Origin of the sequence: Streptomyces flaveolus (assembly GCF_014648815.1) — a bacterium.
Taxonomy (GTDB): Bacteria; Actinomycetota; Actinomycetes; order Streptomycetales; family Streptomycetaceae; genus Streptomyces; species Streptomyces flaveolus.
Genome location: NZ_BMRV01000011.1, coordinates 128,751 through 154,056, shown reverse-complemented (window position 1 = coordinate 154,056; position 25,306 = coordinate 128,751). Strand labels below are relative to the sequence as shown.

Below are 25,306 nucleotides of genomic sequence, written 5' to 3'. Positions count from 1 at the left end.
GGTCATGTAGAGCGGGCAGGCTTGCGGCCGAGCAGTTCCTCGAACAGCTCGTCGCCGTTGACCGTGCCTCGCTTGCTGTCTTTGCTGCGGCCGCTGCCGTTGCGTGCGCCCTGGTAGCCGCGTCCCTGCCGACGCCGGCGGCGCGTGTCGCGCTCGTCCTGGTCGTCGTCGTCCGTGTCGGACTGCTTCGGGGCGATCTTGTCGACGAGCTCGGCGATCGCGTCGTCGTCGACGTCGCCCGTCTCGGGGTCGACGTACTTACGCAGGTTCAGCTCTTCGGCGACGTCCCGCGGGCTGTCGAGCCGGCCCTTGGCCGCGGCGAGGAATGCCGAGCGGGCGACCCGCTCGCCGGCCTTCACACGCTCCTCGGCGCGGGCCGCCGACACCGCCTCGTCGACCTTCTTCTCAAGGTCGCTCATTCCCTCGCGCTTGAGCTTCGCGAGTTCCTTCGCGGCGGCCGCGTTCGCCTTCGCGCGCTGCTCCCACTTACGGGACAGTGCCTTGTGCTTCTCCGCCTCGGACTTGTGGTCGACCTTGTCGTCGCCGTCGTCGCCCTTGTCGGCGTCGTCGTCCGTGTCGGACTCGTCGTCGGTGTCGTCCTGGTCGCCGTCGTCGCCGTCTCCGTCGTCGTCGCCCGGGGCGCCGCCGAGGATCGGCCAAACCGGCTGCGGGCCGTCCTCGCCGCGGCGCGGCTTACGCCAGCCGACGGCGAGCAGCCCGGTACGGGCATGACGGGGCAGAGTGCTCATGCGCATGGTGGTGTCTCCCGTGTCGGGGTGGGTGAGCAGTGGTGCGCCGTGGCGGCGCAGGGTCACGGGCTCGGTATGTCGTCCGGCCCGGTGAACTCATGGCGGGCCACGGCGAGCAGCGGCCCGTACTCGCCGTGCTGCCGCGTCACGATGACCTCGCGGTAGTCGGGGGCCCGGCCGCCGGCGTCCGACGTGCCGATGCCCTTCGCGACGGCGTCGTGCGCCTCCTTCAGCAGGTCCTCGTCGATGATCTGCCCCGGATCCCGGTTGCCGGGCAGCGGCTCGGGCTTGCAATGGCAGCCCGGATGAATCGGCATCAGGTTCTCGACCCGATACCGCTGCGTACTGGCGATCACGCACAGCGCGCAGTTCTTCGAACCGGTGAGCCGGCGCCGGAAGAACTTCGCGCCGCTGCGCGTCATCGACTGCCGCGCGGCATGCGTACGGGCGAGCTGCAGGTCGGTCTCCGTGATCGACAGCAGCCGCGTGCGTGCCTCGCCGAGCGACGCCGCGTAGTCGTGGCCGGCGGCGAGTGCGCTGTACATGGTGACGAACGGCCGGTGGTACACCTCGGCCGGGTCGACGCCGCGCAGCGCTTCGTCGAGTTGCACGCCCACCGGGGCCGCAGCGCCGCCGAGCATGTCGGCGACCATCGCCGCGAGATACGCGTCGGTGATCTGCCCCATGGTCTGCTGCGCGGCGAGCACGACCGGCAGTACCCGCTCGATAAACACCGCGGCGTCCGCGTCGCGGTACGAGCCGAGGCTGTCGAACGCGTCCAGGACGAACGTGATCAACCTGTCGCGCAGCGACTGCGACATGCTGTCGTACCGCTCGTTCAGCGCCGCCTGCAGCGCCTCATTCGCCACCGGCCGCCCCTCCGTCGTCGGGCAGAGTGTTGCCCGCGGTCGGCGCCGGGTTCGCCGGCAGCAGCGAGGCGCCGAGCAGCGCGGCCGCCGCGGCGCTCGCGTTGATCCGGCGCACCCGCTCCGGGGTCTCTCCGAGGTCCTCGGCGATGATGTCGAGCGGGTATCCGATGCTCCTCTTCTTCACCGCCGCGTCGGCCATGACAGCCGGGCTCAGGTACTCCGGGGCAGCCCATCGCACTGTTGCCTCGGTGTAGTCCTCGGCGACACCGGCCTGCGCCGCCGCGAGCGTCATCACGTCTTCGAGGCCCTCGCCGAAACTCGAGATGTGCTCGCGGCACTTCGCGACGTGCAGCAGGTCGAGCGCGGCGACCGTGTCCGCCGAGATGTTGACCAGGTCGCCGGCGTAGTAGTACGCGGGGGTCTGGCTGATGATCAGCATGTCGCGGACGTCGCTCGCGTGCTCCTTCAGGAAGCCACTCAGGTCGGTGGCGTCGAGTTGCCCGAACTTCGTGTTCTCACCCTCGGACGCCCACACGCTGTTCGGGCCTGGTACGAACGGCTGATCCACGACCGTGAGCCCGGTCGACGGGTCGGTGCGCTTCGCGAACTTGTGTCCCGTGACCGTCTTCTGCCGGAACCCCGAGTAGCGGCTCGCGCTCATGCGGTTCAGCACGCCCGCATTGACACGGTCTTGCACGTCCATCACGGCGGCGAACTCGGGTTCGGGGTCCTCGCCGAGGTCGGGCATCCGCGCGAACTCGATCAGGGGCACGCCGCCGAGGTCGTGCTCGACGCCGTCGTCGAGCGGTTCCCATGAGTCGGGGCCCCAGGGCAGCCGGTTCGGCGTGCACCGCTCGCGCGTCCGGTAGGCGTACCGGGTGTCGTCGTACAGCACCCACGCGTAGCCGTAGCCGTCGACGTCGTCGTGAATCGCCCGGACACCGACATACGGCTCACCTGTCGCCGGATCCCGCTCGACGATCGCCTCCCGCGGGTGCTCGGCGGTGATCAGCGGCGACGGGCGGCCGTTGTCCTCGGTGCGGGTCGGATGCTCGCCGACGAGCATGTACCCGACGCTCTGCGCCATGGCGACGCGCCATACGAGTTTCTGCCGCGAGTCGAGCCGGTTGAGCTGCCACCACCGCGACGCGTTCGCGTCCGGCTCGCCGTCCCGGCCGGTCACGCCGAGGGCGCGCAGCCGGTGCACGGTGCTGTTTGCGATCACCCCGCAGAAGTTCGTGCGCGCCTTCCGCTGGAACTCCAGGAACGCCGCCTCGGCGTTCTTCGGCAGCATCGGCAGCGGCGGCCGGCCCCGGTAGTACCGCCACCACTCGTCGAGCACGCCCTGCCGCTTCCGCAGCCGACGCCCGAGACGCAGCAGCATGTAGTCGGGATTGTCGAGCTCGGGCGTCTCGTCGAGCATGTCGCCCCCTTCCTGTCAGAACGTGCCGCCGTACATCTCGGGTTCTTCGGCCGCGATGCCCTTCGCGATGGCGTCGAGCCGGCACTGCCACGCCAGCACCGCGGCGACCGCGGCGTCGATCTTGTCTGGTGAGTCGGGGTGCGCCTTCATGATCTGCATTCCGCTGCGGGTCTTCCGCCGGCGCGCGTTGAGCAGGTGACGGACGAGCGCCGACGAACCGTCGTGCGTCAACTCGCCCTCGGTCAGTGCGGTGTGGAACTTCTCCAGCGCCCGCACGATCAGCAGCGACCGACCGCCCGTCATCCACCACTCGATCGGGTGCTGCCGGGTCGCCTGCACCTGCAGCCGCGGCCCGTATGCCGCCTCCCAATCCGCGACGTGGCTTTCCCACTTGGCAGGGTCGGCGTACATGCCGACGACGTCGTACGTCGCGAAAGCCTCGTGCACCGCGGCGAGCACCTCGACGACGGGCACCTGCCACTCGATCAGCTTGCCGTCCGGCCCGACCTCGGGCCGCTTCGGTTGCTCCCACACACCGATCGTGAACACGTGCCCGTCGGACAGTCGGCAGCCGATCAGCGCCGTCGCGTCCGTCACCCCACGGGCGCGCTTCCGCGACCCGTCGAACCCGATCACGATGCGCTCGCCGGGCTGCACTACCTTGCCGAGGTCGGATGACGCCCGCACCTCGGGCTGCGTCAGCCACGCGTCCGACGCGTGGGTGATCTGGTTCAGGAAGTCGGCCCGCAGGTCCTGCACTTCGTTGCTCGTGTCGTAGAACGCTTCCGTGATGCCCTCGATCGGCGACCACCCGGGCGCGCACGGCGGATCGTGCAGCACGCACCCGTCGGGGTGATCGCTGCTGTCGCCGTACGCGTACCGCAGGCCCTCGACGAGCGACCGCTCGTCGCTCATGTCCGTGTCCGGCGGCGCCTCCCGGTGGTCGACCAGGATGCCCTTTGCCCGCGACCGGCCGTCGATAATGGCCTGATAGTCCGCGGCCGACCGCTCGGCGACCGATCCCTCGCCGGGCGTGAAAGCGTTCGGCGTCTCGATCAGGCTGCCGCCGAGTTTCGTCGCGTTCGCCCGCATCACCTGCGCGAGCCGGACGCCGCCGTTCGACTCCCGCCATTCCTCGGTCTGGTCGAGCGACGCGAAACAGGCAGGGTCGCCCTTGACGCTCGTCGACGACGACGTGATCGGGCTGATCTCCCCACGCGGCAGGTAGATCACGGTGTCGAGGACGTCGAGCCCGTAGTCGGCTGCGAGCGACCCGCCCCGCGCCATCTCCAGCAACGGAATCCATGTGTTGTCGGTCTGCTGCTCGGTCACCGCGGCGATACGTACGAGCGGCGTCCGCTTCGAGTGCCACGGCCGGCCGACCGGCTCGCCGTACGCGTCCCATCCGTCGGCGACGACGTCGGCGCACGCCTCGGCGAGCGCGATCGCCCCGACGAACGGACTCTTCCCCCAGCCACGCGGCCGCGACAGCAGCCCGCGGCGGATGATCCGCCGGCCGGTGACCGGGTGCACCTCGTAGTAGCGCAGCAGGAACTCGGCTTGTTCACGGGTCGGCACGAACGGCTCGCCGTCGTCCCGGCCGGGCTGCGCGAGGTTCTGCATCATCCAGTCGAGGACGTACCAACCGAGCGTAGGGCGCTCGCCTTCGTACTCCGGGCCGCGCCACGGCATGGCCGACCCCCCTCGCTACGCGCCGCGGCTCGTGCCCGGCTCACTCTTTCCGCCGGTGATCGGCCGCAGGTTCCCGTACACCTCCCGCGCCGACGGCGCCCCCGACCGGCCGCGCCCCTGGTCGGCGTCGTCCGCCTCGGCGAACACCATCCGCAGCCGCGCCCGCGACGCCGGCGTCGACCCGAACTCGGAGACGCGCAGCCGCAGCTCACCGGCAAGCGACAGGTTCCCCATCCAGTAGCGGGCGTGGATCAGCGCCGTGTCGAGTAGGTACTCCCAGTCGGACGAACCGAAGTGCTCGGCCTGCGGCGAGTCGATCCACATCTGCCACCACTCGCGCGTGCGCTCGGGCCACACGAACTCGACCAGGTCGCCGTCACGCTCGATCCGGAACTCGGGCAGCTCGGGCGCCTCGGCGTGCTCCCACCTGAGCACGGTCTGCGCGATGGTGTCCTTGTTCCGCCGTGCCTTCCGCCCCTCGGGCTTCGGCGCCGGTCCCATGCCTGCCATCACTCGCCCCCCTGCCGAACGACGTCACACTGCGGGGTGTCGCGACGTACCGCCCACTCGATCCGGGGCATGCCGCACCGGAGACAGGCGAGCTCATCACGCGCGCCGATGGGTCGGAACTCGTGCCCTGACTCGGCGTCCGCTCGCACCGTGCTACACGTACGCGTGTCCCGCTGCATGATCCACGAGTTGCGGTCGAGCCCGCACTGCGCGCAGCGCTGCGGGTCCTGATATCCGGGCTCGCCGAATACGTGCTCGCCGTCGGCGGCGATCTGCCGCTGCCTCCTGATCGCCGACACGATCTCGTCCCAATCCCGCAGCCGGTCGAACCCGAGCGCATCGGTGACCGCGTCCATGCGGTCGAGGTTCTCTCGATAGTGCGCCTCGGCGAACTCCTTCAGCTTGTTCTCAAGGTGCCGCGCCCGCTGCTCACTCTCGTCGTCGAGGGTGGCCAGCCGACGCAACGCCTCGGCCGGGTCCGGCACGAACGACTCGGCCCGGTAGTCCGCGACGTCGTTCGCGGGGATCTCGACCGTCTCGGGGGTCACGATCACACCGCGCGCCCCGATCTCGGCGGCGACCCGCTGCCAGTAGTCCGGCACCGCTCCGTGATCCATGCCGATCACAACACGCTGCGGCAGCGTCTCGTCGACGACGAGCACGAACGGCGGCCGCGAGTCGTCGGCCCCCTCGGGCAGTTCAAGGATCTGCAGGCGTGTCATGTGCTGTACCTCCCGTGTCGGGTGCGCCGCCGCGCGACCCGTGCCGGGCGCTACAGCAGCTCGTCGATTACGTGCTGCAGGTCCCCGAGCCGACGCGGCGTGCCGCCGAACGTCCGCCCCGTGACCGCGATGTACCGGCCGATGCCGTACAACTCGACCGAGCCCGAGCCGATCGGGATACGCCGGCCGTGCGGCAGCGACCCGCGGCCCCAGATGTGCAGGCCCGTGCCGGACGCCGACACCTCGACCCACGTCGGCCCGGCCGCGTCGACGATGGCCTGTGCCCACGGCAGCAGCTCGCCGTCGTCGAGGGCGTGGTCGAGGTCGAGGCAGACGACGCCGTCGCCGTCGAGGACGAACCCGAGGCCGACACCGGCCGTGCTCGCCGCCGCGTACGCGTGCCGCGACCAGGTCGCCGGGTCGGTGCTGCTCGCGACGTCGCCGTGCACGGTGAGCGGCACCTTACGGGCGGTGCGCCGGATCCATCGTGGCCGGCTCGTGAGCTCGGTCGGGATCGTCTTCCGCGCTCTGCACGCCGCGGTGCGGCAGCGGCCCGAGCAGTACCGGGCGTCGGCGCGTGCCGTGACCGGCATCGGGCCGCGGCACGGCTCGTGCTGGCAGCGGGGCGTCGTCTTGGGCATGCCCCCATCCTACCGGGTGTAACGGCTACAGCGCTCTGACCTGCGTGTATCAGTCTCGCATCGGAGAGTCGACCGGCTGAGAGGCTCTGTGCGGCACCCCAACCGCGCGCCATCGAATCAGCCGGCCGCCCTCCTGCCCGCCCCGCAGCGGGCCGCCCACGCCCCGCAGCGTGGCCGCTTTCCCCAGACCCGTACAGAACCAGCCCCACAGCACCTCCCGGGCCCCCGATGGGGGCGGGGAGGGGAGTCACCCCCCAGGGGGGCGGCGGCGATCTCGGTACGGATCGAGATCAGATCAGACCGGGATGCCGCTCCGGGGGCCGCGTCGTCCGCTCGGCCCATCGGGCGTCGTTGCCCTGCCTGCTGCTCTTGTGTGCGTGGCAGTCGACGCACAGTGCCTGCAGCATCTCGGGTCTGTGGTCGTGCTTGTCACCGATGTGGTCGACCTGGTTGGCGCGTCGTCCGCATGGTCTGCCGTCGATGCGGTTGCGGCATCGGTACTCGTCGCGCTGTAGGACGAGCGGTCGGATCGTGGTGTACCAGTCGGCCGGCAGCTCGGCCCGTCTGTTGCTGCCTACCCATCCGCCGCTCACTGCTGCGTGTCTCCGTGTTCGTCGTCGTCTTCGTATTCGGCGCCGCATCCGTCGTCGTACGGCTCGGCGCGTTCGGTGTCGCTGCTGAGGCTGACGCCGTCGAGGCTGAACCCGAACGGGGGTTGCTCGTCGGTGGGGGTGGCGTCGGTGGTGGGGGGTGTGTCGCCGGTGGGGGTGGCGTCGTCGGTGGGGGGTGTGCGGTCGGCCCGGGAGGTGCGTGTTCGGGGGTGGGTGTCGATCTGCAGGGTGATGCGGATCCGCATGGTGTGCCCCCGGGGAGTACGCGCGGGGCGGGCAGCAAACCCGCCAGAGTTCGTATCGGTTCCGCCCCGCGCGAGTTGGGGCGGCGCCGCCTCGGACCGGATGGGGAGACGGCGCCGTGCCGGCCGGGACGGGGGGTTGTCCGGCCGGTCTGTGGTGTGGGGGGAATGAGCAGCGCCCCCGGCCGGTGTGTCGGCGTCGGGGGCGCTGCTGAGAGTTCGTGTTCCGGCGTTTGGGCATGCCGGTCTAGGCCCAAGATTGGCGACACCTCGGCGGGATTGCAAGCCCAGATTTCGGTGGGCGGCAGTGAGTGAGCTCGGTTCGCACGCCCGCTACTACCGGTAGGTGATCTCTCTACCCCCGCCATAGACCGGTAGGGAGGGGAGGGGAACACGCGCGCGCGAGGGACCGGGGAGTCCCCCGGGGACACAACGCGATGACCTGCGGTAATGTGTTTCGTTTGCCGATAGATGTAGCGTGCAATTCACGCGCGTTTCTATTTCGTTTCTATCGAAACTGCGCGCCGTTTGGCCTCGGAATGGGTCGCTCCGGACGATCGGCGGGGCGTCGGGGCACTCGTTACCGCCGGGTAGAAATGTGTCGCAACTCACAATCGAGCGTTGCCCGTTGTGCACCATTCGCCCGAGTCGGGGTGCGGCGACGCCCCGCCCGGCGGTTGCCGAACGGGGCGTCGGATGGTTCGTCAAGGGGTTCGTGTCAGTCGGGACGCCCCGAGGTGAAGTCGTCGACGAACCCGCCGCCGTCGTCGGCCGGTCCGTCGCCCCGCGGGCGGGTGCTCATCCGGTACTCGCCGGGCTCGGCGTCCTCCTTCGCCAACTGGAGCGCGGCGGCGAGATCGCGCACGCCGGCTGCTCCCTGCGGGTAGTCGACGCCTCCGTCGTGCAGGGCGTCGTTCACGGCGTCGAGTTCTGCGCGTAGCCGCGCGGTTTCGGCGGCGCGGGCGTCGGGGGTGCGTAGGGCGTCGACGAGCCGCACGAACGTCTCAACGTCCTCTTCGGGGATCGCGAGCAGTTCGGCTGCCTGTTCAGGGGTGAGCGGGTTCGGCATGGTCGCATCCTCTCGTGACGGCGCCCCGTACCGCGAGCGGGCGGTACGGGGCGCAGGATGTCGTCGTGCTACTTCTCCGGGTCGATCAGGTCCGCAGCGGCTTGCGCGCCCGTGAGACGGAAGATCCGGTTGTCGCTGAAGTCGCGGTCATGCCGGGACCGCGCATCGGCACGGATCTGTTCTGCGAGCTGATGGGCGTGCTCGCGCTCGACCAGGTCGAGCAGCTCGCCGAGTCTGAGTGCTTGTGCCATCGGGTCGCGATCCTGTTGCCACTTGCCGGTCAGGATGTCCTCGCGTGCGGTCATGGGCCGATCCTCTCTTGCCGTTCTACTTCCGGGGCCCGTTCTGCGACTTCCAGCCGGCGAACGCGCCGCGGTTGTTCGTGATGTACGTCGTGCCCTGCCGCGCACTGCGGCGGCCGGACGGGACCACGGCCCGCGCGACCGCGCACACCGCGGCGGCGGTGAGCAGCTGCACGAGCGAGTCGACGAGTATCTGCAGCGCCTGCATACCGAAGTACGCGCCGATGCCCGCCCCGGCGGCGAGCACGCCCTTCGCGGCGGTGCGCTGCGCCTGCGGGTCGAGCCCGGCCGGGGCCGGCGGCGGCGCGGGCTCGAGCGGCTCGTGCAGCGGCCCGTACTGCGGGTGCAGCATGCCGTCGACGCGGACGTACCCGATCACGCGCATGCCGGGCGGCGGTGCGGGCGCGAGCGGCTGCTCGGCGGCGGAGACGACAGCGTGCGGGTAGACGACGTGCGGGGCGAACTCGGCGGGGCGGGCGACCGGTTGGTACGTCATGCGGTGGTGTCTCCGTTCGTGGGGCGCAGCGCGTAGCGGCCGAACCGGGGGCGGTGCACGCGCGGGTCGGCGCCGAGCCACCGGCCGATCGTCGCGGCGTGCGGTACCTCGACGTCGGGGTGCCGTTGCGCAATCACGTCGCGGATCGCCTCGGGTCCGATCCCGGCCGGGCCGGACTTGGTGACGATTTCGAACACGAGCGGGTATCGCGGGTCGCTGCTCGGCTGCACCTGGTCGACGTCCTCGGCCGGGGGCGGGGTGTAGGCGAGCCCGCCATGCTCGAAAATCTCGCGGGCGCGCGCTTCGAGCTCGGGGTCGCGGCTCGTCGTCTCGTCGATCTCGCCTCGGATGCGGCGCACCGCGGCGTCGGCGTCGGCGATCGCGTCGTCGGCAGCGGCCGGCGGGGCGGCCGCCGCGGCGGGCTTGCCCCATCCGGCGGTCGGGTCGGTCCATCCCTCGCGCACGGGCCGCTCGGCGGCCGGCTCGGGCTCGGCCGTGACGACCGGGGCGGGGGCGAGGCCGAACAGGTGGTCGGTGTTCTCCCACCGGCGCTCGTACGCTTCGCCGGCGGCGCGGCGAGACAACTCGTCGAGCTCGGGCCGGTAGTCGGCGGTCGCGACGACGATCTTCGCGATCTCGGCGGGGGTGATCCGGTACGCCTGGAACGCGCGGGCCGGCTCGTCGAGCACCTTCACAGCGCCCGTGCCCGGCTCGGGCATGTCCTCGGGCTTCAGCCGGTCGCCCCACCCCATGAGGTAGTTCAGCTCCCGCTCGTCCGACTTCATGGCGATCTTGAGCCCGGACTGCACGACGAGTTGCGGCTCTTCGAGGACGTCACCCGTGGCCCGCAGTGCACTCGCCATCAGGTTCGCGGCGACGGCGCGGGCGAGTTCGACGACGTGCAACAACTTCTCGCCGGCGCGCTTCAGCGTCGGGTTCTTCCGTGCCTTCGCGGAGTACAGCTCGGCGATCTCGTCGGCGTTCGTGATGATCGCGGGCACCTCGGGCGACACCGGGATTTTGTCGTCGTTGTGCTCGATCATCAGGTCGGCGTATCCGGGCTTGCGGGCGATCGAGATCCGCAGCAGTGCCTCGGCGAGTGAGAGGACCTTCTCAGGGGTGTCGGCGACCCAGTCGATCGGCGGCCGGCCGGGGCGCCCGGCGCGGTGCCATGCGCGCAGCCACGGCAGGGCGAGCCCGCCGCCGTTGAGGTCGATCACCCACACAAGCGCGTCGACCATGCGTACTTGGCCGGCGATCTGTACGTGCATCAGGTTCGACTTACCCGAACCGCGGCGGCCGGTCGCGATACCGGTGAGCTGCCGGCAGACCGGGGCGCACACGCTGCCGTCGCGGTAGACACCCATCGGTAGGCCGTCGTTGTACGACAGTGGCGTGTAGTCGTCGGGGTACATCTTCGGCTCGCCCGCGATCACCTGATTGCGGGTCTCGACGTTCGCGAGGAATGAGCCGCGGTCGGCGCCCTCCGTGATCTCGACGGTGCAGCCCTGCGGCAGCCGGGCGTCACCGGCGAGCCCGTCGGCGACGCGCTGCACGTGCCGCCACGTGTAGCCGCCCTCGGGCAACCTGCCTTCGAGGGTGAACCCGCTACCCGTGTCCCACATCTCGACGGCGACGACCTGCACCCCGTCGAGCCCGGCGACCCGGTCGAAACGAGCCTGCCACTCGTCGGCGAGCGCCCGGTAGCGGCGCTGCAGCGTCGAGTGCGCCACGGCCGCAGCCTCCGCCGTCTGTGCAGCGTCACGCCGCCGCCGGGCGGCACGGTTGCCGGCCATGGCGGCGCCGAGCGCGACCGCCCCGGCGCCGAGCGCGGCGAGCCGCTCTCCCGACCACGGCCCGACCGTCATCGCCCATGAGCACCAGCCGCCCGCGCCGAGCCATGCGGCGGCGCGCAGTACCAGGTCGCCGCGGCCGATACCGGCCCGGTGGCCCGTGATGTACGAGCCGCCGAGACCGGCAGCGGCGACGGCGGCACCCCACCACGGGGCGACACCGGCCGCGGCCGCCGCATAGGACACGGCGAGCGCGGATCCGGCGGCGCTGATCGGGGCGGTGTACGGGCCGTGCCCGGACTCCCAATCGATCTGCACAGTGCGTCGTCCTCTCACAGGCTCGTGTCGGCGTTCGCGCGCACGTCCCACTCGCGCTCGTTCGCCCGCTGGTTCTGCAGCCGCTCGATGTCGACGGCGTGCAGCTGCCGGAAGGCGCCGGGCAGTTCGCGGGCGAGCTCGGCGGCACGGATCTGCAGGTTGTAGATGTTCTGCATCAGCTCGACGATCCGCGGGTCGAGGGGCTGCTCCTGGTCGGCGCGGGCGGTGGTGATCCGCATCGCGTTCGCGACGTGCTCGAGGGCGTCGGGCAGGGCAGCGAAGTCGCGGCCGACCTGCATCATGCCCTCGGGCGTGTACGTCGCCGCGATGCGCTCCATTTCCATCGCGGGCGCAAGGAAGTGGTGTCCACCGGACATGGTGGTGCCTCCATGAGTCGAGGGTGAGCCGCCGGCGGATGCCGGGCGGCGAACAGTGGTGGCGACCGGCGCCGGCGTCGACGCGATCTCGGGGCCGGTCATCGCCGGGCCGCGCGCGGTGCGCTGCTCGACGCGACGGTTACGGCGACGCCGCCACACGGCGACGAGCGTGCGCAGCCCGGCGCGGACACCGCGGTGCCACACCGCCGAGCCGAGCCCGGCGAGCCCGGCGAGTGCGCCGTCCCACACGGCGCCCGCGGCACGGCCGGTCCCGCGGGCGGCGGCCCGGCGGGCGTTCGCGGTACGCCGCCATGCGGCAGCGACCGGCGACACGACACCGCGGCGCCCCGCCCGCGCGGTGTGCCGGACGGCGGCCGCGATACCCCGCCCCGCGGCCCGGACGGTGCGGCCGGTCGCCCGCCCCGCGCCAGCCATGCCCCGACGGGCAGCGCTCGCGGCGGGGCGCACCCATCCGGGGCGGGCGCCCCGGTTGCGGTCCCGGCGGGGCGTGCGCTGCGCCCCGTTCGCCGCCGAGGGCGTCGTGCCGCCCTGCCCGCGGCGGCGGTGACGCCCCGCACCCCGGGGGGTGTTGGCGCGGGGCGCGAGTCCACTTGCGGCGCCCCGCCCCATGAGCGATGCGAGGGCGCCCCGCCGGGTACGCCCCGGGCTACGGGGCGCCGCCCCGCCCTGCGCCCCGGCGGCCGCCCCGCGGGATCCGCCCCGGCGCCCCGCCCCGCCCCGGGTCTGCGCCCCGCCCCGCCCCGAGCCGCGCCCCGAGGCTGCGCCCCGCCCCGCCCCGCCACCGGCCGCCCCGCCCCGGGTACGCCCCCAGGGCGAGCCGGTCGCCCCGGAGCGGGGGCGCCCCGCGGCGGCCGTCGTACGCGAGCGGACGGTGCGGCGGCGCTGCACGACCGTGCCCGCCGCGAGGGCAACAGCGGTCGCACCCGCGGCGGCGAGCCCGAACGGGCCGGCCGCCTGATACGCGGCGGTCGCGCCGATCACGGTGGTGTTCGTCGCGCCGATCACGAGCGGTTCGATCGGCGCACCAGTACGGCGGCGGCGCCGTGGCTGCGGCTCGTCGTCGGCGGTGTCGTCAGTCTGGTCGGTCTGCTCGGGCTCGTCGACGACGGGCTCGTCGTCGTCCCAGCCGGGTACGGGCGGCATTTCCTCGGGTGTGGTGACCGGGTCCGCAGCGGGTGCGGGCGGTGCGTCGGTGTGGGACACCGTGACTCCTTCACTGCGACTGCAGTCGGTGTGATCGGGGGGTGTGCGGGGGTGTCTGTGCGGGTGGGAGGGGGTGCGGGCGGGCTGTGACTGCAGTCGCGGTCACAGTCACAGTCACGAGCCGGTGAGCGCGCGGACGTTGTCCGTGCCGCGTTCGAGCAGCGCCGGCTCGCCGGCCTCGATCTCGGCCCGCAGTGCCTGCGCGTGCCGGCGGGACTTGTACGGGTAGCCGCGCCGGTGCTCGTCTTCGAGCAGCTTCACGATCACGCCCTCGCCCGGCCGGGCGTCGAGCTCGTCGTACAGGGCGCGGATCTTGGCCTTCACTTCGGCGCGGGTCGGGGGCCGCTGCTCGTCGCGCGGGGCGTCGTTCTCGGCGGGGCGCTCGCCCTCGGTTGGGGCGCCCTCGGTCGTCGGGGTGTCGCCCTGGTCGTCGAGGGCGGGCTGCTCGGGGGCGCCCTGCACAGTCGGGGCGGGGGCAGCCGGGGCGCCCTCGGGTTCCGGGGCGGGGCGGGTCGGGGCGACCGGGGCGGGGGCGGCCGGGGGCGGGGCGGGCAGCGCCGGGGCGCCCTGCGGGGCGGGGGCGACCGCCGGCTGCTCGGCCGGGGCGGTCGGGGCGGGGGCGTCCTCGACCACGCCCTCGATCGGGGCGAGAGGGCGCCCGTAGCGCATCATCCGGTACCCGATCATGACGTCGACCGGAGCCTTACGCCGCCACCGGCGGCCATACGCGGCGCGCAGCCGCAGCCGCTCGACGAGCCTCTGCTGCTCCAATGCGATCACCGCGTCGTACGAACGCAGCTCCCACAGCTTCATACGCCGCCACAGCAGGAACGTGCGCACCGGCGCGAGCAGCCACCGCGACAGGCGTACCGACTCCATATGCCGGGCGGCGCTGATGTCCGCCGCGGTGCCGATCGCGTGCCGGGCCGCCTCAACGACGGCGACGAACAGGACCGGAATCACGGCGTGCATGCCGACGCCGAGCGGATCACCCCACGCGGCAGCCCCGTTGAACGCGATCGTTGCGGCGGTGAGCAGCCACGCGATGTGACGCAGCAGCGGCAGCGGCATGCGCAGCCACGTCAGCAACAGGTCGAGGGCGAGCAGCACGAGAATGCCGGCGTCGAGGCCCAACGGGAACAGGACGGCGAACCGGCCGAAGTGCTTCTGCTCGGCGAGGGTGCGCACGGCGGCGTATGAGCCGATGAAACCGATCACGGCGATCACGGCGCCGCCAGCGGCGACACCGCCGATCAGTCGGCGCTGTAGGGGGGTGAGCTTGGGGCGGTCGCTGCCCGTAGGCGGGGTGATCGACTCGCCAGTACCATCACGCACGGATCGGACCTCTCGGCGTCGCGGCTGCGGGGCACGGTCTGCCCCGGTCGTTTGGCCTGCCAGCGCTGACCGGGGCTTCCCGTTGTGCAGTGCGAGCGTAGGTGAATAGTTGCGTCGGTCGCAACTATTAAGGAAGGATGGCGCCATGCCCCCCGGCGAGTCGACCCAGGGAGAACCGCGCACCATGCTGTCGTTCACCCAGGCAGCCGAGCGTCTGACGGCCGACGGGATCGTGCGCAGCATGAGCGCCGAAGGTCTTCGGAAACTCGCGCGCACCGATCCTGAGTGGCCGTTCGGCGAGTCCGATTACGAGCACGTAGCGGGCGCCCGGCTGCTCCATTACGAACGGCTCGTCGGCTACTTCCGAACTCGCAGCAAGCGACCCGGCCGCGGTCCGGCCCGCCCCGCGCGGCCGGCCGACCCCGAGTAGCCGCTGCCTCGTTGAGAGGTACCGATGGCCACACCGACCAGGGCCGAGAGTGGACTGCTCTCCGACCTCGACCGCCGCGAGTCACCAGAGACCGCGGTGTACCGCATATACGACGACGCCGGCGGACTGCTGTACGTCGGGATCACCCGGGATATCGCGGCTCGCTTCCGTGAGCACAAGGGCGATAAGGGGTGGTGGCGCACGCGCGCTCACCGGTATGTCGTGCTGTGGTACCCGTCGCGCGAGCTCGCAGCAGCCGAAGAGCAGGAAGCGATCAGGGCCGATCGGCCCGAGTTCAATCAGGTGCACGCGGCGCTGCCTCGCCGCGAGATCACCCCGGCCGTGCCGGGCACGTACTCATTGACGGAGATCGCCCGCCGGTTCCGCATCAGCCCCGACACGCTGCGCCCGCTGGTGGCCCGGTCGGACTTCCCGGCGCAGCTCAACGGACACCGGGGCAAGCGGTACGCCATCGAGGACGTGGAACGGTACTTCGCGCAGGCACGACCGATCTAGCCGAGCAGCACGACAGCGACCCCCGCCCGAGTGGACGGGGGCCGTCGTCGTGCCCACTTACGCCGCGGCGTCCTGCCGGGCACGAGCCGCGGCACGCTGCCGCGCCCGCGCGTCCGCCCGCTTCCGTCGGTGCGCCGCCTCATGGATCTCGCGCTGCAGCGCGACGAGCTGCTCGGGCGTCGACCACACCCGCGCCCGCAGGCTGATGTCGAACGGCGCCGGCGCCGAGCAGTCGACCAGGCCCGTTCCGCACATCACCCGCTCGATCACGTCGCCGTCGAGGTCCGCGACGAGTTCGCCGCCGCACCATGGGCACGGCATGCCCAGGACGGCCGTCGAGCGGCGCAGTCCGACGACGCGGTCGAGCCGGTCGGCGGCCTCCCGTGCGTATCGGGCGATCTGCTGCTGCTCGGCGTCGTGGACGGTGCAGCACGGCTCATCGCTCAGACGGCCCTGCAGCCACTTCGCGGCGTTCGGCGCGGTGCGCTCGGCCCGGTCCCGGGCGTGCCAGTCGGCTGGGTCGAGGGCATCGCGAGCGGCGAGGGTGTCGGCGAGCGAACAGAGGGCGATTTCGATCGCGCGGCTCGCGTCGGCGACGTGCAGCCGGATCGGCACGGGCCGCTCGCCGAGTTGCATCGGGTCGCGGTCCTCGCGGGCGGGGTGCGGGATGCCCTCGCCGGTGTGGTCGCAGTGCGCGCACCGGTACTGCGGGCGGCCGTGCTCGTCGTGGCGGGTGACGAGTTGCTGCGGGTGGTCGAGGGCGTGGGCGAGGGCGGCGGCGAGCTGCTGCTCGGCCGACACTTCGGCGGCGTCCTGGTCGTCGAGGGCGGCGAGGTAGTCGGCGTGGCTGCTGCTGGGGTTGGGCGGCCACGTGTCGACGGTCTGTGTGGTGTCGATCAGGGCACGCAGGTGCTGCCAATGGTCGACGATCGTCTGCAGGTCGTCGCGGGCGGTGCGGGGGCGGGCGGTGTGCTGCATGGGAGTGCGCTCCTGTTGTGCGTGGGGCGTAGGGTGATCACACCGCGTGGGGCGCCCCGGGATGCTGGCCGGCATGGGGGCGCCCCGTCGTCATGTCAGGCGCCGTGCAGGTGCCGGTCGATGTCGCGGATCGCGGCCGCCTCGATGCCGTCCCACACGAGCCGCGTCGCGGCGAGCGCCTGCCGGCGGGCGTCCATCACCGCCCGGTGAGCGGCGACCGCCTCGGGCAGGCTCGCCGGCCGCTCGTACCGGGGCAGCGGCACGTCGGCGGAGAGCGCCGCAGCATCGAGCACGGCGTCGAGGGACGCGAAGTCGGCGGCGGCTGTGTGCGGCTGCAGGTGCCGCCACGCGCGGATCGCGTCGAGCGCTGCGGCCATCGCGTCGGCGTAGTTCGGGTGTGCGCGCAGGGCGTCGAGCGCGGCCTGATACATGCCGGCGATCGGGTTGCGGGCGGTGGTGTTGTCCACGGGGTCACTCACAGTCTGTGGATTACGGGCGGTGCGGGGGCGGTACTGGACGTCGGCCACGGTGCGGCCGGCGGCGTCCGGTTTGCGTCGGCGGGTGACCGGCGTCGGGTAGAACACGAGCGGGTCGCGGCCGCCGTGCAGCCATTCGATGGCGGCGGCGAGTTCGTCGTCGGTGAGCGCGCCGCCGTCCTGGTCGTCGTACTCGTTGAGGTACGGCTCGTCGTACTGCGTGCTCACGCCGCCGACCCGGTGTCGTCGACGAGCCACGGGGCGAGCGCGGCGAGTACGGCGTCGATCCGGCTGTCGGTGCGGTCGGCGATGCACCGGCAGGTCACCGTGCGCCGGCAGCTCGGGCACGGCACCGGCTTGCGCAGGGCGTGCTCGACGACGCGCCGCACCTGCAGCGGCACGGGCGCCGGCTCGGCCGCCGCGGCGGGCGCGGGTTCGTCGTCCTGGTCGAGCCATACGATCTCGGTCGCGCCCTGATGCCCGTGGATGTGCTCGACGGAGACGCGGCCCCGGTCCCAGTGCACCGTGGACGGGTGTTCGCCGCGCCACCGGATGGCGGCGGTGCCGTCGGGCCACAGCACACCGTCGGCGACGTCGCCGGTGCCGCTCACCCCGGATATGTCGGTGTGGCGGCGCAGCACGAACCGGCGCGGCGCGAGCTGCTGCTCGGGCCGGGGCACGGTGCGGCCGGCGAGTTCGAGGGTGGCGGCGTCGACGAGTGCCTGCGCGGCCTGGTCGTCGACGTGGCGGCGGGCGAACGCGGCGAGCGCCTCGACGGCGGTCATCTGCTGCTCGGTCATGATGCCTCGCTTTCGAAGAAGAACGCGCCCTGCGCGAACCGCTCGCGGGCGAGCTCGTGATACGCCGGGTTCAGGTCGACGCCGATGTACCGGCGGTCGAGTTGTCGCGCGGCGGCGCCGGTAGTGCCGGATCCGCTGAACGGGTCGAGGACGGTCCCGCCGGGTTTGCAGCCGGCCTTGATGCAGCGCAGGGGTAGGTCGATGGGGAACACCGCGAAGTGTGCGGCGGGGTACGGGCGGGTCGCGACGCACCACACGTCACCGGGGTTGCGTCCGCGGGCGTCGGGACCGGTGTAGGTGCTCGTCGCGGTTCGCTTGTGGTTATGGTCCCGGGCCCGGAATGCTCCCGCCCCTGCCTTTCGCTCGGGTGCCGTGTGCGGCTCGCGGATCGCGTCGAGGTCGAACCAGTAGCGCGGCGACTTCGAGAACATGAACAGATGCTCATGCCGGGTCGACAGCCGGTCCCGCACCGACTCGGGCATCGCGTTCGGCTTGTGCCAAATGATCTCGTTGCGGAGTATCCAACCGTCGTCCTGCATCGCGAACGCAGTACGCCAGGGGATGCCGAGCAACTGCTTGGCAGCGAGCCCGCCGCCGTTCTTGCCGCCGCTCCCGGCTGGCGTCGTCAGGTGGTTGCTCCGCCCGACGAGCCCGCTCGTCTTAGACTCGCTGCCCTTGGGGCTGCACACGTAGCTGTCGCCGAGGTTGAGCCACAGCGTTCCGTCATCCGCGAGCACCCGCCGCGCCTCGGCGAACAGCGCGCGCATCGTTTCCACGTACTCGGCCGGCGACGCTTCGAGCCCGTACTGCCCGTCGGTGCCGTAGTCACGCAGCCCGTAGTACGGCGGCGACGTCACGATGCAGTTCACCGCCCCGTCGGGCAGGGTGCGCAGCACTTCGAGGGAGTCGCCGAGTAGCAGCGTCACAGTGTCGTCGGTGTAGTACTCGGTCGGGTTGCTCATGCTGCGGTCCGTTCACTGGTCGTGGGCGTGTTGCGGCGGGCACGGTTCGCGGCGTCGTATGCGGCGACCTCGGCGGCGAGCTCGGCGAGGTGCCGGGCCGCGTTCGGGTCGGGCCCGCGGCGGGGCTTGCGCTGTCCGCGGCGGGGGCGGGCGCCGCCGAACGTGCCGTCGGGCACCGTCTCGGCGAGCAGCGGGTCGGCATAGATCTTCACGACGCGGCCCCCTCGGTCGCGGCGCCCTGCGCCTGCCACACGTCCCGCCGCGACGGGTGGCATTCCTTCATCGCCCGGTCGTTATGCGGCAGACGACACGGCCGACCCGCCGACGCCCCGCACTTCGGGCAGTGCACCGCCAGCTCGGGCGGCCCGGCCGGGCGGGCACGCCGCGGGTACCGCTCTTCTTTCACCGCGCGGAACGTCTCGTTGGCAGGGACCAGGACACCGACGCGGCTGCGCAGATCGGTACCCGGCGGCGGCAGCAACTCGCGCAGCCCGACCGGCTCGGAAGCACCGTGGGCGATCTCCGCCCGCTGCCCGCGCAGCGCAGCCACGAACGCGTTACCGGTGTCGTCGTCCGGGTCGATGTACGGGTGATCCGCCGGCTCGAACGTGCCCGTCGACCGGTCGAGCCGGTCGCGTACTTGCCTGCGCCACCGCTCGGCGATGTCCTTCGGCATGACCGGGTACGCGCTCGCGGCGTAGTGATCGCCGACTGCCTGTCCGGCGAACTGCAGAGGCACGTCGCGGAGTACCGCGGCCCACATGGTCACCTGCGCCTCTTGCTCGATCTCGTCGGCCTTGACGACGCGGTCATCGACGAGCGCAATCCGTTCGAGTAGGTCGATCACCTCGGAGACGATCACGATGCGGTACCTCCGTTCATGCGGTTGCGCAGCCGGTCGAGCCCGGCGCGCTGCTGCTGGGATTTGGTGACGGCGCCGAACGGCACGACGGTCCCGCCGGGCGCCGGCTGCTGCTCGACCCGCTCGCGTTCGGCCCACCCCTGCCAGCGGCCGCCCCACGCGGCCGCCCGCACCTGGTCGTCGGTCATGCGGCGCACGAACCGGCGCGTGACCTGGTCGAGTTGCTGCGGGTTGAGCTGCGGCAGACCGGCATCCGCGCGGGCGAGCTGCGCCGCCTCGACGTCGGCGTCGGTGGGCTGCCAGTCGGCGGGGATCGGCCCCGTGTCGTCGCGGCGCGGCCGCGGCGGGGGCGGGGTGTCGTCGGCGGGCTCGTCGAGGGGGAGTTGCTCGGCGGCAGCCTTCCCGCGGTACCGCTGCTTCTTTTCCGCCTCCCGACGGCGTCGGGCCTCAACCTCGGCACGCGACGGGTTGTACGGGTCGAGATAGTCGTGCATGTAGTAGTCGCCCGGCGCCGGCTGCGCGCACTTCGGGTGCGGGCAGGTGTGGCCGTGCTCGTGCCACAGCCCGGCCGCGACCAACTTCCTGATCTGCGCGGGCGTGCCGTACATCTTCGCGACGTGCGCGGGCACGATGCCGTCGGTCAGGTGCTGCGCGGCGTACGAGCCGCAGCGCAGCCACAGCCCGAGCCCGGCGTTCGTAGCCGCGAGCAGCTTCGGGTGCATGTGCGCCGAGTCGTCGACGACGAACCATGGCATCGGGATCTCCTTATCCGAGGGTGAGCTGTCCCTCGGGGACAGGGGTTGTACGGGTGCGGCGCCGGGGCCGCGCGGGTGTTGCGGGGGCGGTGCACTGGTGGTCGATGACGTGCGGCCGGTTGCAGTCGGCGGCGCGGCGGTGGCAGTCGGCCCACAGCAGGACCGTTCCGGCCTTCGTGACCTTCGTGCACCAGTCGAGCCGGTTCGGTTCGCGCAGTGCGGCGGCCCGAGCAGCGGGCATCGGGTCGGTGTCGGCGGTCACGTCGAGCGCCGCACGGTTGCCGACCAACTGCCGCAGTACGGTGCGGCCGCAGCGGCAGCGCACGCGGCGTGCGCTGCCACTGCTGCTCGGGCCGTACGGCATCAGTGCTGCTCGACCCGGGATCCGCGACGGCGGCGCTTGAGCTGCTCGTGCGCCTCGTACTCGGTTTCGGTGGGGTGACCGGCGAGCGCCTCGGCGACCGCGTCCTCGACGACCGACGCGCCGGGCCCGATCTCGTCGAGGGTCTGATCCATCTTCCGGCGCCGCATCATCGCCCGCATGACTTCCAGCACGAGTTTCGTCTGCTCGTTGTCGCGAGCGGCCTCGACCAGGGACATGCGCAACTTGACCTGCGGGGACTTGTCTTCGTCCTGCGCGTGGCCGGTGTACTGGACCGACCGGAGTTCGGCGACCACGACGACGCACATCCCGGGGTGCTCGAACAGTCCGCGGCGCTGCTCTTCGGTCAGCGACGCTTCGAGCATCGCGGCGGCGCTGTCGAGTTTGACCTCTACTGCGGCGTCCTTGTCCAGCTTGGGCATGATCACTTCTTTCGTCGTTTGCTGAGTGAGTGCTGCAGGGCGGCGTACTCGCGGGCGCCCGCCGCACGGATCGAGGGGATCGGGCAGTCGTCCCGGCGGTGCCGCCCGTACCGGACGGCGAGCGCCTGCACCTCGGCGTATCCGACGGCGTCCTCGGCGTGCCCGCAGGGACATGCGAAGTCGCCGCTCGCGAGGGACTTCGCCTTCGCGTTGTCCAAGCGGATCCGCAGCCCGTAGCCGGGGTGCGGGTTGCCGATCGACGGCCCGATCCCGGTCACGGCTGCTCGCCGCCGAGCGCGTCGACCTGGTCGTCGTCGAGCGCGCCGCACTCTCGCCAGTGGTCGACGAGATCCCCCTGCCCGGGGGCCGGCGGCACCGGTCGGGCGGTCGCGCGGATCGTGTCGTCGAGGGACGGCCGGGGCGGGGTGACGGCCGTACCGGGGATCGTCGGGGCGCCCGCCGCGGCGCGGCGCCGGGTCATGCGGGCACCCCCTCGACGTTGCCGACGAGCTGCGCGAGCGCCTGCCGCCCGATGAGCTCCGTGTACTGCGGCGGCACCGCCTCCCGCAGCCGTCACGAGACGCCCACGGCATCCGCATGTCGGCCCGTGCGGCGTCGACGCCCGAAAAGTTGCCGACGTAGTGCCGGAACTCTCCGGGCCCCGCGGGGCGCCCCATCTTCGCGAGGGGCGCCTCGTGCTTCGGGTGTGCGGGCGGGGTGAGCGTCCAGCCGTGCGGCTCGAACAGCCGGTGCCGGTACGTCTGCATCCCGAACATGACCCCGCACAGCAGCACCGGGTCGAGCAGCTCGCCGCGTGCTTCCTCGACGTTCTCGATCACGCCCGGCCGGCCGGTGGCAAGCATCAGCTCACGCGTCGGGGCGATCAGCCGCGGGTGCTCGCGCTGCTGGATCTTCCACGCGCGGGTGAATGCCTGGCAGGGCGGCGACGCGTCGACGAACGCGACGTGCTCTCGGATCCACTCGGCGAACTCGTCGAGGAACTGCAGCGCGTCGGCGAGGACGAACGTGTACGGGTACTTCGGCTGCGGCGCGTTGTCCACGCCGATCACGTAGAACCCGGCCGCCTCGTACCCGGCGGCGCTTCCGCCCTGGCAGCAGTACAGGTTGAGCAGGATCGGCCGCTTCCCGGCTTCCCGCAGGGCCCGGTCGAGGACCGCGACGATCTCAGCACGCGTCATCATGCGGCGGCCCCCATACCGAGCGCGGCCCGCTGCGCGTACGCGTCCGGCCAATCCGCCTTCGAGAGGTAGTCGCGCTGCGCCTGCGGCATCGTGAACAGCGGCACCCCGCACCAGTCGTGACCGGCCGCCCGCAGCCACCACGCGTCGACCTGATCGCCGCCCTTGTCGTCGACGAACTCGGCGCCGTCGGCGAGCAGCGCGGCCGCCGCCATGTCAGCCTTGCCCGCAGCGCCGTTGTCACAGGCGAACGACTTGAGCGTCTTCACGTTCACGTACGCCCAGGGCACCCCGGCGTCGACGAGCACGGACAACACGACGCCGTGCAGACCGGCCATGTTCTTGAGGTTCGTGAGGCTCATCCGGCTCGCGTTCATCGGCAGGTCCTCGATCACCGCGAGCTGCGGCTGCTGCTCGGCGACCTCGGCGGCGAGCCGGTCGCGGATGATGTTCTGCCGGCGCGGCCCGTCCTTGAGCCGGGTCTTGATCCGGAACGTCGAGCCGTCGCAGCGGCATACGCCGGTCGAGGTGATCGACAGGTCGAGGCCGATTACGCGGAACCCGGCCGGGGCCGACGGGTGGGTGCCGAGCGTGAGCTCGCCGGGAGCGATGAGCCCGGGAATCGACGTCACGCCGCACCGCCCACAGTCGGACGGATCGGGCCCCGCCCGGCGCGCAGCACGTCGAGCGGGTGCGCCCCCGGCCACTGGTCGCAGCGCAGCACCGGCATGCCCGACTCGCCGTCGAGGTGCCCGTGCCACCGCCACGTGTCGCCGTACACGTCCGCCCACGGCACCGTGAGATCCCACGCGTGCCCGGTGCCGTCGGTCCACACCTGCCGCTCGCGGTCGAGGGTGCCGGCCTGCGGCATGAGCGGTTCGTCGGGACGCTCCCACCATCCCGGCGCCTCGACCGGCGCGCAGGTCTCGGCCGTGGCCTCGGCGACGAGCCGGCCGGCGAGGACAGACAGGATCGCGGCGAGCTGCAGCCGGCACATGGTGTCGTCGCCGTGCAGTTCGGCGCCGCCGTCGGTGTCGATGAGCAGCACGACGGGGTGTTCGGCGGCGTCGACGAAACGGAAACGGTTGTTCATGCGGGTGCCCCCTCGGGTTCAGCGGCCGGCGCTTCGTATGGGCGCAGCGGCCACGACGGGTCGACGACGGCGTTCGGGTCGGTCTTCCGGAAGTGCTTCTGCAGGCCCTCGGCCTGTTGGGCGGCGAGTTCGATCTGTCGGGCGTGCAGCTCGGCGACGGTGAGCCCTGCGAAGTCGCCGTACCGCGGGCGCCGCACCTGCCGGATCCGGTCGGGCCATTCCTTGCGCGGGGTGTGGGCGAGCGTCCCGATCCGGTGAGCGACCCGGGCCGCGATCAGCGCGTCGTACGACGCGCCGTGCGCCTCGGAGTCGTCCCACGGCAGTTCGTAGACCTGCGCGAGGGTGATGAGCTGCCGCGCGCCCTGCTTGTCAGACACCCGCTTCCGGTACGGGTCGGCGTGCTGGTCGATCACCCGCGTGTCGATGACGTGCAGCGGGTGCAGCCCGAGCCGCGCCTGCAGCGTCGACAGCCCGTACCGGCGCAGTTCACGGTCGAGCAGCGTCAAGTCATAGACGATGTTGTGCCCGACGACCGTCGCCCCGGCGCGGGCGTACCCGGCGAGTACGGCGGCGATGTGGTCGACCGCCCCGGCGGCCGGCTCGCCCTTCGTCTGCGCCTCGGCGGTCGTGATGCCGTGAACGGCCGTCGCCTCGGCGGGGATCTCGATACCGGGGTCGATCATCCAGTCGTGCGGCTCGACCGGCTGCCCGCCGCCGAGCCCGTACACCGCGGCGGTCACGATCCGGTCCGCCTCGACGTCGACGCCGGTCGTCTCCGTGTCGAACGCCGCCAGGCGCCCGAGGTACCACGTCATGCCGCCACCTGCTTCCGCTGCGGGACGTCGAGCCCGAGCTGCGCGAGCAGGTCGAGGGCGTCGTCGCGGTCGGTGGCGTGCGCGAGTACCTGCATGGCGGCCCGCTCGCGCTCTTCGGGGCTGTTGCGGGTGACGTGCGGGGTGGGGTTCATGTCCTCGGGGATCACTGGCGTGCCCCCGCCCCGGGCTGCGCGGCCTGCGGCCACGACACGGCGGCCGCGTCCGCGGGCGGTTCGTCGTCGACGACCTCGGCCGGGTAGGCGCCGTCTTCGTCCGGGCCCGGCTCGTCGTCCTGGTCGTCGCCGAGCTCGCCCGTGCGCGGGTCGACCCCGTTCGCGATGTCCTGCGCGATCTGCATCAGGTCCTGCGACAGCTCGTCGGAACCGTCGCGGGCGACGTGCCCCGCACGGTTCGCGCGGTGCCACACCTCCCGCACATCCTCGGCCGTGCGGCACGCGCGGGCGTCGGCGAGGTAGTCGGGCTGCTCGGCGGGCGCCGCCTCGATCGCCGGCCGGTCCAGCGACGCCGGGTCGAGGGCGGCCGCCGTGCTGATCGGACCGGTGAGCGCGTGCCGCAACTTCGGGAGTGACGGCACGACCATCACGACGGGGAAGTGCTTCGGCTTGCCCTCGCGCATGATCTGCCGGTGCTCGATCCACATGCGTACCGGCAACAGGCCCTTACCGCCCGTCGCCTGCAGCACCGTGTCGAGCCCGCCCGCCATAGCGTCGGCCGCGTAGTACGAGTGCGTCTCCAGCCGCCACACGCCGAGGTCGGGCAGGTCGGGCAGGAACACGCCGATCCGGGACGTTGGGCGGCACACCTGCTTCGGGGACCGCTCGTGCCAGTCCTCGCCGAACCGCGCGAGGCACACGCACGGCTGCCGCTTGAGCTGCTCGGTCACGCCGTCGCAGCGCCGTTCGCAGCCGCCGCCGGTCCAGAACTCGTAAGACTGCGACAGCGGGTCGCCGGCCGGCAGGATCGCCCGCAGCTCGACCGCGTCCGTGATCACACGCCACTGCGCGACGCTCTGATTTTGCGGCGTCCACTGCTCGACCCGGCCGCCGTACAGATCGGCGGCCCGCTCGACGTAGTCGCGGCTGTGGGAGGTGAGTACGAACGTCTTGCTTTTGACGGGGATCGGCTTGCCGTCGGGCTTGGGGTTCGGCCGGCTGTAACCGGTGCGGATGCGGCCCAACTCGGCCGCCTGTCGCTTCATGGTCATGATGCGCGATCCCATGGG

32 protein-coding genes are annotated in these 25,306 nt (G+C 72.2%); 2 read left to right on the top strand and 30 right to left on the bottom strand.

Annotated features, from left to right (window positions below; translation table 11 throughout):
• Nucleotides 1–2: 2 nt before the first annotated feature.
• The 15 genes from IEZ05_RS24350 to IEZ05_RS24280 form a co-directional block, all read right to left on the bottom strand.
• Nucleotides 3–749 (bottom strand): hypothetical protein, encoded by a 747-nt coding sequence (locus IEZ05_RS24350; RefSeq protein WP_229869839.1) that lies wholly within the window; start codon nt 747–749, stop codon nt 3–5.
• Nucleotides 750–811: 62 nt separating this feature from the next.
• On the bottom strand, nt 812–1,618 hold the full coding sequence (locus IEZ05_RS24345) for a hypothetical protein (protein ID WP_229869838.1): 807 nt from the start codon (nt 1,616–1,618) through the stop codon (nt 812–814).
• The gene (locus tag IEZ05_RS24340; RefSeq protein ID WP_189232358.1) at nt 1,608–3,041 is read right to left on the bottom strand and encodes a phage portal protein; all 1,434 of its coding nucleotides are present in this window, start codon (nt 3,039–3,041) and stop codon (nt 1,608–1,610) included. The genes IEZ05_RS24345 and IEZ05_RS24340 overlap by 11 nt, the downstream gene beginning before the upstream one ends.
• Before the next feature lie 15 nt (nt 3,042–3,056).
• Complete coding sequence (locus tag IEZ05_RS24335; protein WP_189232357.1) at nt 3,057–4,733, bottom strand: terminase; 1,677 nt, start codon at nt 4,731–4,733, stop codon at nt 3,057–3,059.
• A 15-nt stretch (nt 4,734–4,748) separates the two neighbouring features.
• Nucleotides 4,749–5,243: a phage terminase small subunit gene (locus IEZ05_RS24330; RefSeq protein ID WP_189232356.1), complete on the bottom strand. Its 495-nt coding sequence runs from the start codon at nt 5,241–5,243 to the stop codon at nt 4,749–4,751.
• Nucleotides 5,243–5,965, bottom strand: coding sequence for a hypothetical protein (locus IEZ05_RS24325; protein WP_189232355.1), 723 nt, complete (start codon nt 5,963–5,965; stop codon nt 5,243–5,245). Before IEZ05_RS24325 ends, IEZ05_RS24330 begins: the two co-directional genes overlap by 1 nt.
• A gap of 50 nt (nt 5,966–6,015) precedes the next feature.
• Nucleotides 6,016–6,606, bottom strand: a complete 591-nt coding sequence (locus IEZ05_RS24320; protein WP_189232354.1) for a bifunctional DNA primase/polymerase — start codon at nt 6,604–6,606, stop codon at nt 6,016–6,018.
• 290 nt (nt 6,607–6,896) lie between these two features.
• Nucleotides 6,897–7,199, bottom strand: a complete 303-nt coding sequence (locus IEZ05_RS24315) for an HNH endonuclease (RefSeq protein WP_189232353.1) — start codon at nt 7,197–7,199, stop codon at nt 6,897–6,899.
• Nucleotides 7,196–7,462: a hypothetical protein gene (locus IEZ05_RS24310; protein ID WP_189232352.1), complete on the bottom strand. Its 267-nt coding sequence runs from the start codon at nt 7,460–7,462 to the stop codon at nt 7,196–7,198. Before IEZ05_RS24310 ends, IEZ05_RS24315 begins: the two co-directional genes overlap by 4 nt.
• 715 nt (nt 7,463–8,177) lie before the next feature.
• A complete protein-coding gene (locus IEZ05_RS24305) occupies nt 8,178–8,528 on the bottom strand; it encodes a hypothetical protein (RefSeq protein ID WP_189232351.1) in 351 nt (116 codons plus the stop codon).
• A 68-nt stretch (nt 8,529–8,596) separates the two neighbouring features.
• Nucleotides 8,597–8,833 (bottom strand): hypothetical protein, encoded by a 237-nt coding sequence (locus tag IEZ05_RS24300; RefSeq protein WP_189232350.1) that lies wholly within the window; start codon nt 8,831–8,833, stop codon nt 8,597–8,599.
• Nucleotides 8,834–8,855: 22 nt separating this feature from the next.
• Nucleotides 8,856–9,326, bottom strand: coding sequence for a hypothetical protein (locus tag IEZ05_RS24295; protein ID WP_189232349.1), 471 nt, complete (start codon nt 9,324–9,326; stop codon nt 8,856–8,858).
• The gene (locus IEZ05_RS24290) at nt 9,323–11,437 is read right to left on the bottom strand and encodes a hypothetical protein (RefSeq protein ID WP_189232348.1); all 2,115 of its coding nucleotides are present in this window, start codon (nt 11,435–11,437) and stop codon (nt 9,323–9,325) included. The genes IEZ05_RS24295 and IEZ05_RS24290 overlap by 4 nt, the downstream gene beginning before the upstream one ends.
• Nucleotides 11,438–11,451: 14 nt before the next feature.
• Nucleotides 11,452–13,038, bottom strand: coding sequence for a hypothetical protein (locus IEZ05_RS24285; protein WP_189232347.1), 1,587 nt, complete (start codon nt 13,036–13,038; stop codon nt 11,452–11,454).
• A gap of 114 nt (nt 13,039–13,152) precedes the next feature.
• Entirely contained in the window at nt 13,153–14,373 is a 1,221-nt protein-coding gene (locus tag IEZ05_RS24280; protein ID WP_229869837.1) for a DUF2637 domain-containing protein, read from the bottom strand.
• Between the two features lie 184 nt (nt 14,374–14,557).
• Here IEZ05_RS24280 and IEZ05_RS24275 point away from each other — a divergent pair, with 184 nt between their 5' ends.
• Nucleotides 14,558–14,803 (top strand): hypothetical protein, encoded by a 246-nt coding sequence (locus tag IEZ05_RS24275; protein WP_189232346.1) that lies wholly within the window; start codon nt 14,558–14,560, stop codon nt 14,801–14,803.
• Nucleotides 14,804–14,827: 24 nt separating this feature from the next.
• Nucleotides 14,828–15,319, top strand: a complete 492-nt coding sequence (locus tag IEZ05_RS24270) for a GIY-YIG nuclease family protein (protein WP_189232345.1) — start codon at nt 14,828–14,830, stop codon at nt 15,317–15,319.
• A gap of 57 nt (nt 15,320–15,376) precedes the next feature.
• On the opposite strand, the gene IEZ05_RS24265 is transcribed toward IEZ05_RS24270, so the two are convergent.
• From IEZ05_RS24265 to IEZ05_RS24185, 15 genes are all read right to left on the bottom strand, one after another.
• Nucleotides 15,377–16,297 carry a hypothetical protein gene (locus IEZ05_RS24265; protein ID WP_189232344.1) on the bottom strand — a complete coding sequence of 307 codons (921 nt, stop codon included), beginning with the start codon at nt 16,295–16,297 and terminating at the stop codon, nt 15,377–15,379.
• Between the two features lie 95 nt (nt 16,298–16,392).
• Nucleotides 16,393–17,001, bottom strand: a complete 609-nt coding sequence (locus tag IEZ05_RS36460; protein WP_229869836.1) for a hypothetical protein — start codon at nt 16,999–17,001, stop codon at nt 16,393–16,395.
• A complete protein-coding gene (locus IEZ05_RS36455; RefSeq protein WP_229869835.1) occupies nt 16,998–17,573 on the bottom strand; it encodes a hypothetical protein in 576 nt (191 codons plus the stop codon). The genes IEZ05_RS36460 and IEZ05_RS36455 overlap by 4 nt, the downstream gene beginning before the upstream one ends.
• Nucleotides 17,570–18,535, bottom strand: a complete 966-nt coding sequence (locus IEZ05_RS24250; protein ID WP_189232343.1) for a DNA-methyltransferase — start codon at nt 18,533–18,535, stop codon at nt 17,570–17,572. The genes IEZ05_RS36455 and IEZ05_RS24250 overlap by 4 nt, the downstream gene beginning before the upstream one ends.
• A complete protein-coding gene (locus tag IEZ05_RS24245) occupies nt 18,532–18,747 on the bottom strand; it encodes a hypothetical protein (RefSeq protein WP_189232342.1) in 216 nt (71 codons plus the stop codon). Before IEZ05_RS24245 ends, IEZ05_RS24250 begins: the two co-directional genes overlap by 4 nt.
• The gene (locus IEZ05_RS24240; protein ID WP_189232341.1) at nt 18,744–19,397 is read right to left on the bottom strand and encodes a zinc finger domain-containing protein; all 654 of its coding nucleotides are present in this window, start codon (nt 19,395–19,397) and stop codon (nt 18,744–18,746) included. Before IEZ05_RS24240 ends, IEZ05_RS24245 begins: the two co-directional genes overlap by 4 nt.
• A complete protein-coding gene (locus tag IEZ05_RS24235) occupies nt 19,394–20,152 on the bottom strand; it encodes a hypothetical protein (protein WP_189232340.1) in 759 nt (252 codons plus the stop codon). Before IEZ05_RS24235 ends, IEZ05_RS24240 begins: the two co-directional genes overlap by 4 nt.
• Before the next feature lie 10 nt (nt 20,153–20,162).
• Nucleotides 20,163–20,516, bottom strand: coding sequence for a hypothetical protein (locus tag IEZ05_RS24230; protein WP_189232339.1), 354 nt, complete (start codon nt 20,514–20,516; stop codon nt 20,163–20,165).
• Complete coding sequence (locus tag IEZ05_RS24225) at nt 20,516–20,956, bottom strand: hypothetical protein (RefSeq protein WP_189232338.1); 441 nt, start codon at nt 20,954–20,956, stop codon at nt 20,516–20,518. Before IEZ05_RS24225 ends, IEZ05_RS24230 begins: the two co-directional genes overlap by 1 nt.
• 2 nt (nt 20,957–20,958) lie before the next feature.
• The gene (locus tag IEZ05_RS36965) at nt 20,959–22,158 is read right to left on the bottom strand and encodes a DNA cytosine methyltransferase (RefSeq protein ID WP_308426956.1); all 1,200 of its coding nucleotides are present in this window, start codon (nt 22,156–22,158) and stop codon (nt 20,959–20,961) included.
• A complete protein-coding gene (locus IEZ05_RS24205) occupies nt 22,155–22,787 on the bottom strand; it encodes a RuvC family protein (RefSeq protein ID WP_189232335.1) in 633 nt (210 codons plus the stop codon). The genes IEZ05_RS36965 and IEZ05_RS24205 overlap by 4 nt, the downstream gene beginning before the upstream one ends.
• Nucleotides 22,784–23,248: a phiSA1p31-related protein gene (locus tag IEZ05_RS24200; RefSeq protein ID WP_189232334.1), complete on the bottom strand. Its 465-nt coding sequence runs from the start codon at nt 23,246–23,248 to the stop codon at nt 22,784–22,786. The genes IEZ05_RS24205 and IEZ05_RS24200 overlap by 4 nt, the downstream gene beginning before the upstream one ends.
• Nucleotides 23,245–24,063 (bottom strand): exonuclease domain-containing protein, encoded by an 819-nt coding sequence (locus IEZ05_RS24195; protein ID WP_189232333.1) that lies wholly within the window; start codon nt 24,061–24,063, stop codon nt 23,245–23,247. Before IEZ05_RS24195 ends, IEZ05_RS24200 begins: the two co-directional genes overlap by 4 nt.
• The gene (locus IEZ05_RS24190; protein WP_189232332.1) at nt 24,060–24,215 is read right to left on the bottom strand and encodes a hypothetical protein; all 156 of its coding nucleotides are present in this window, start codon (nt 24,213–24,215) and stop codon (nt 24,060–24,062) included. Before IEZ05_RS24190 ends, IEZ05_RS24195 begins: the two co-directional genes overlap by 4 nt.
• Nucleotides 24,216–24,226: 11 nt before the next feature.
• Entirely contained in the window at nt 24,227–25,288 is a 1,062-nt protein-coding gene (locus IEZ05_RS24185) for a recombination directionality factor (RefSeq protein ID WP_229869834.1), read from the bottom strand.
• Nucleotides 25,289–25,306: the final 18 nt, after the last annotated feature.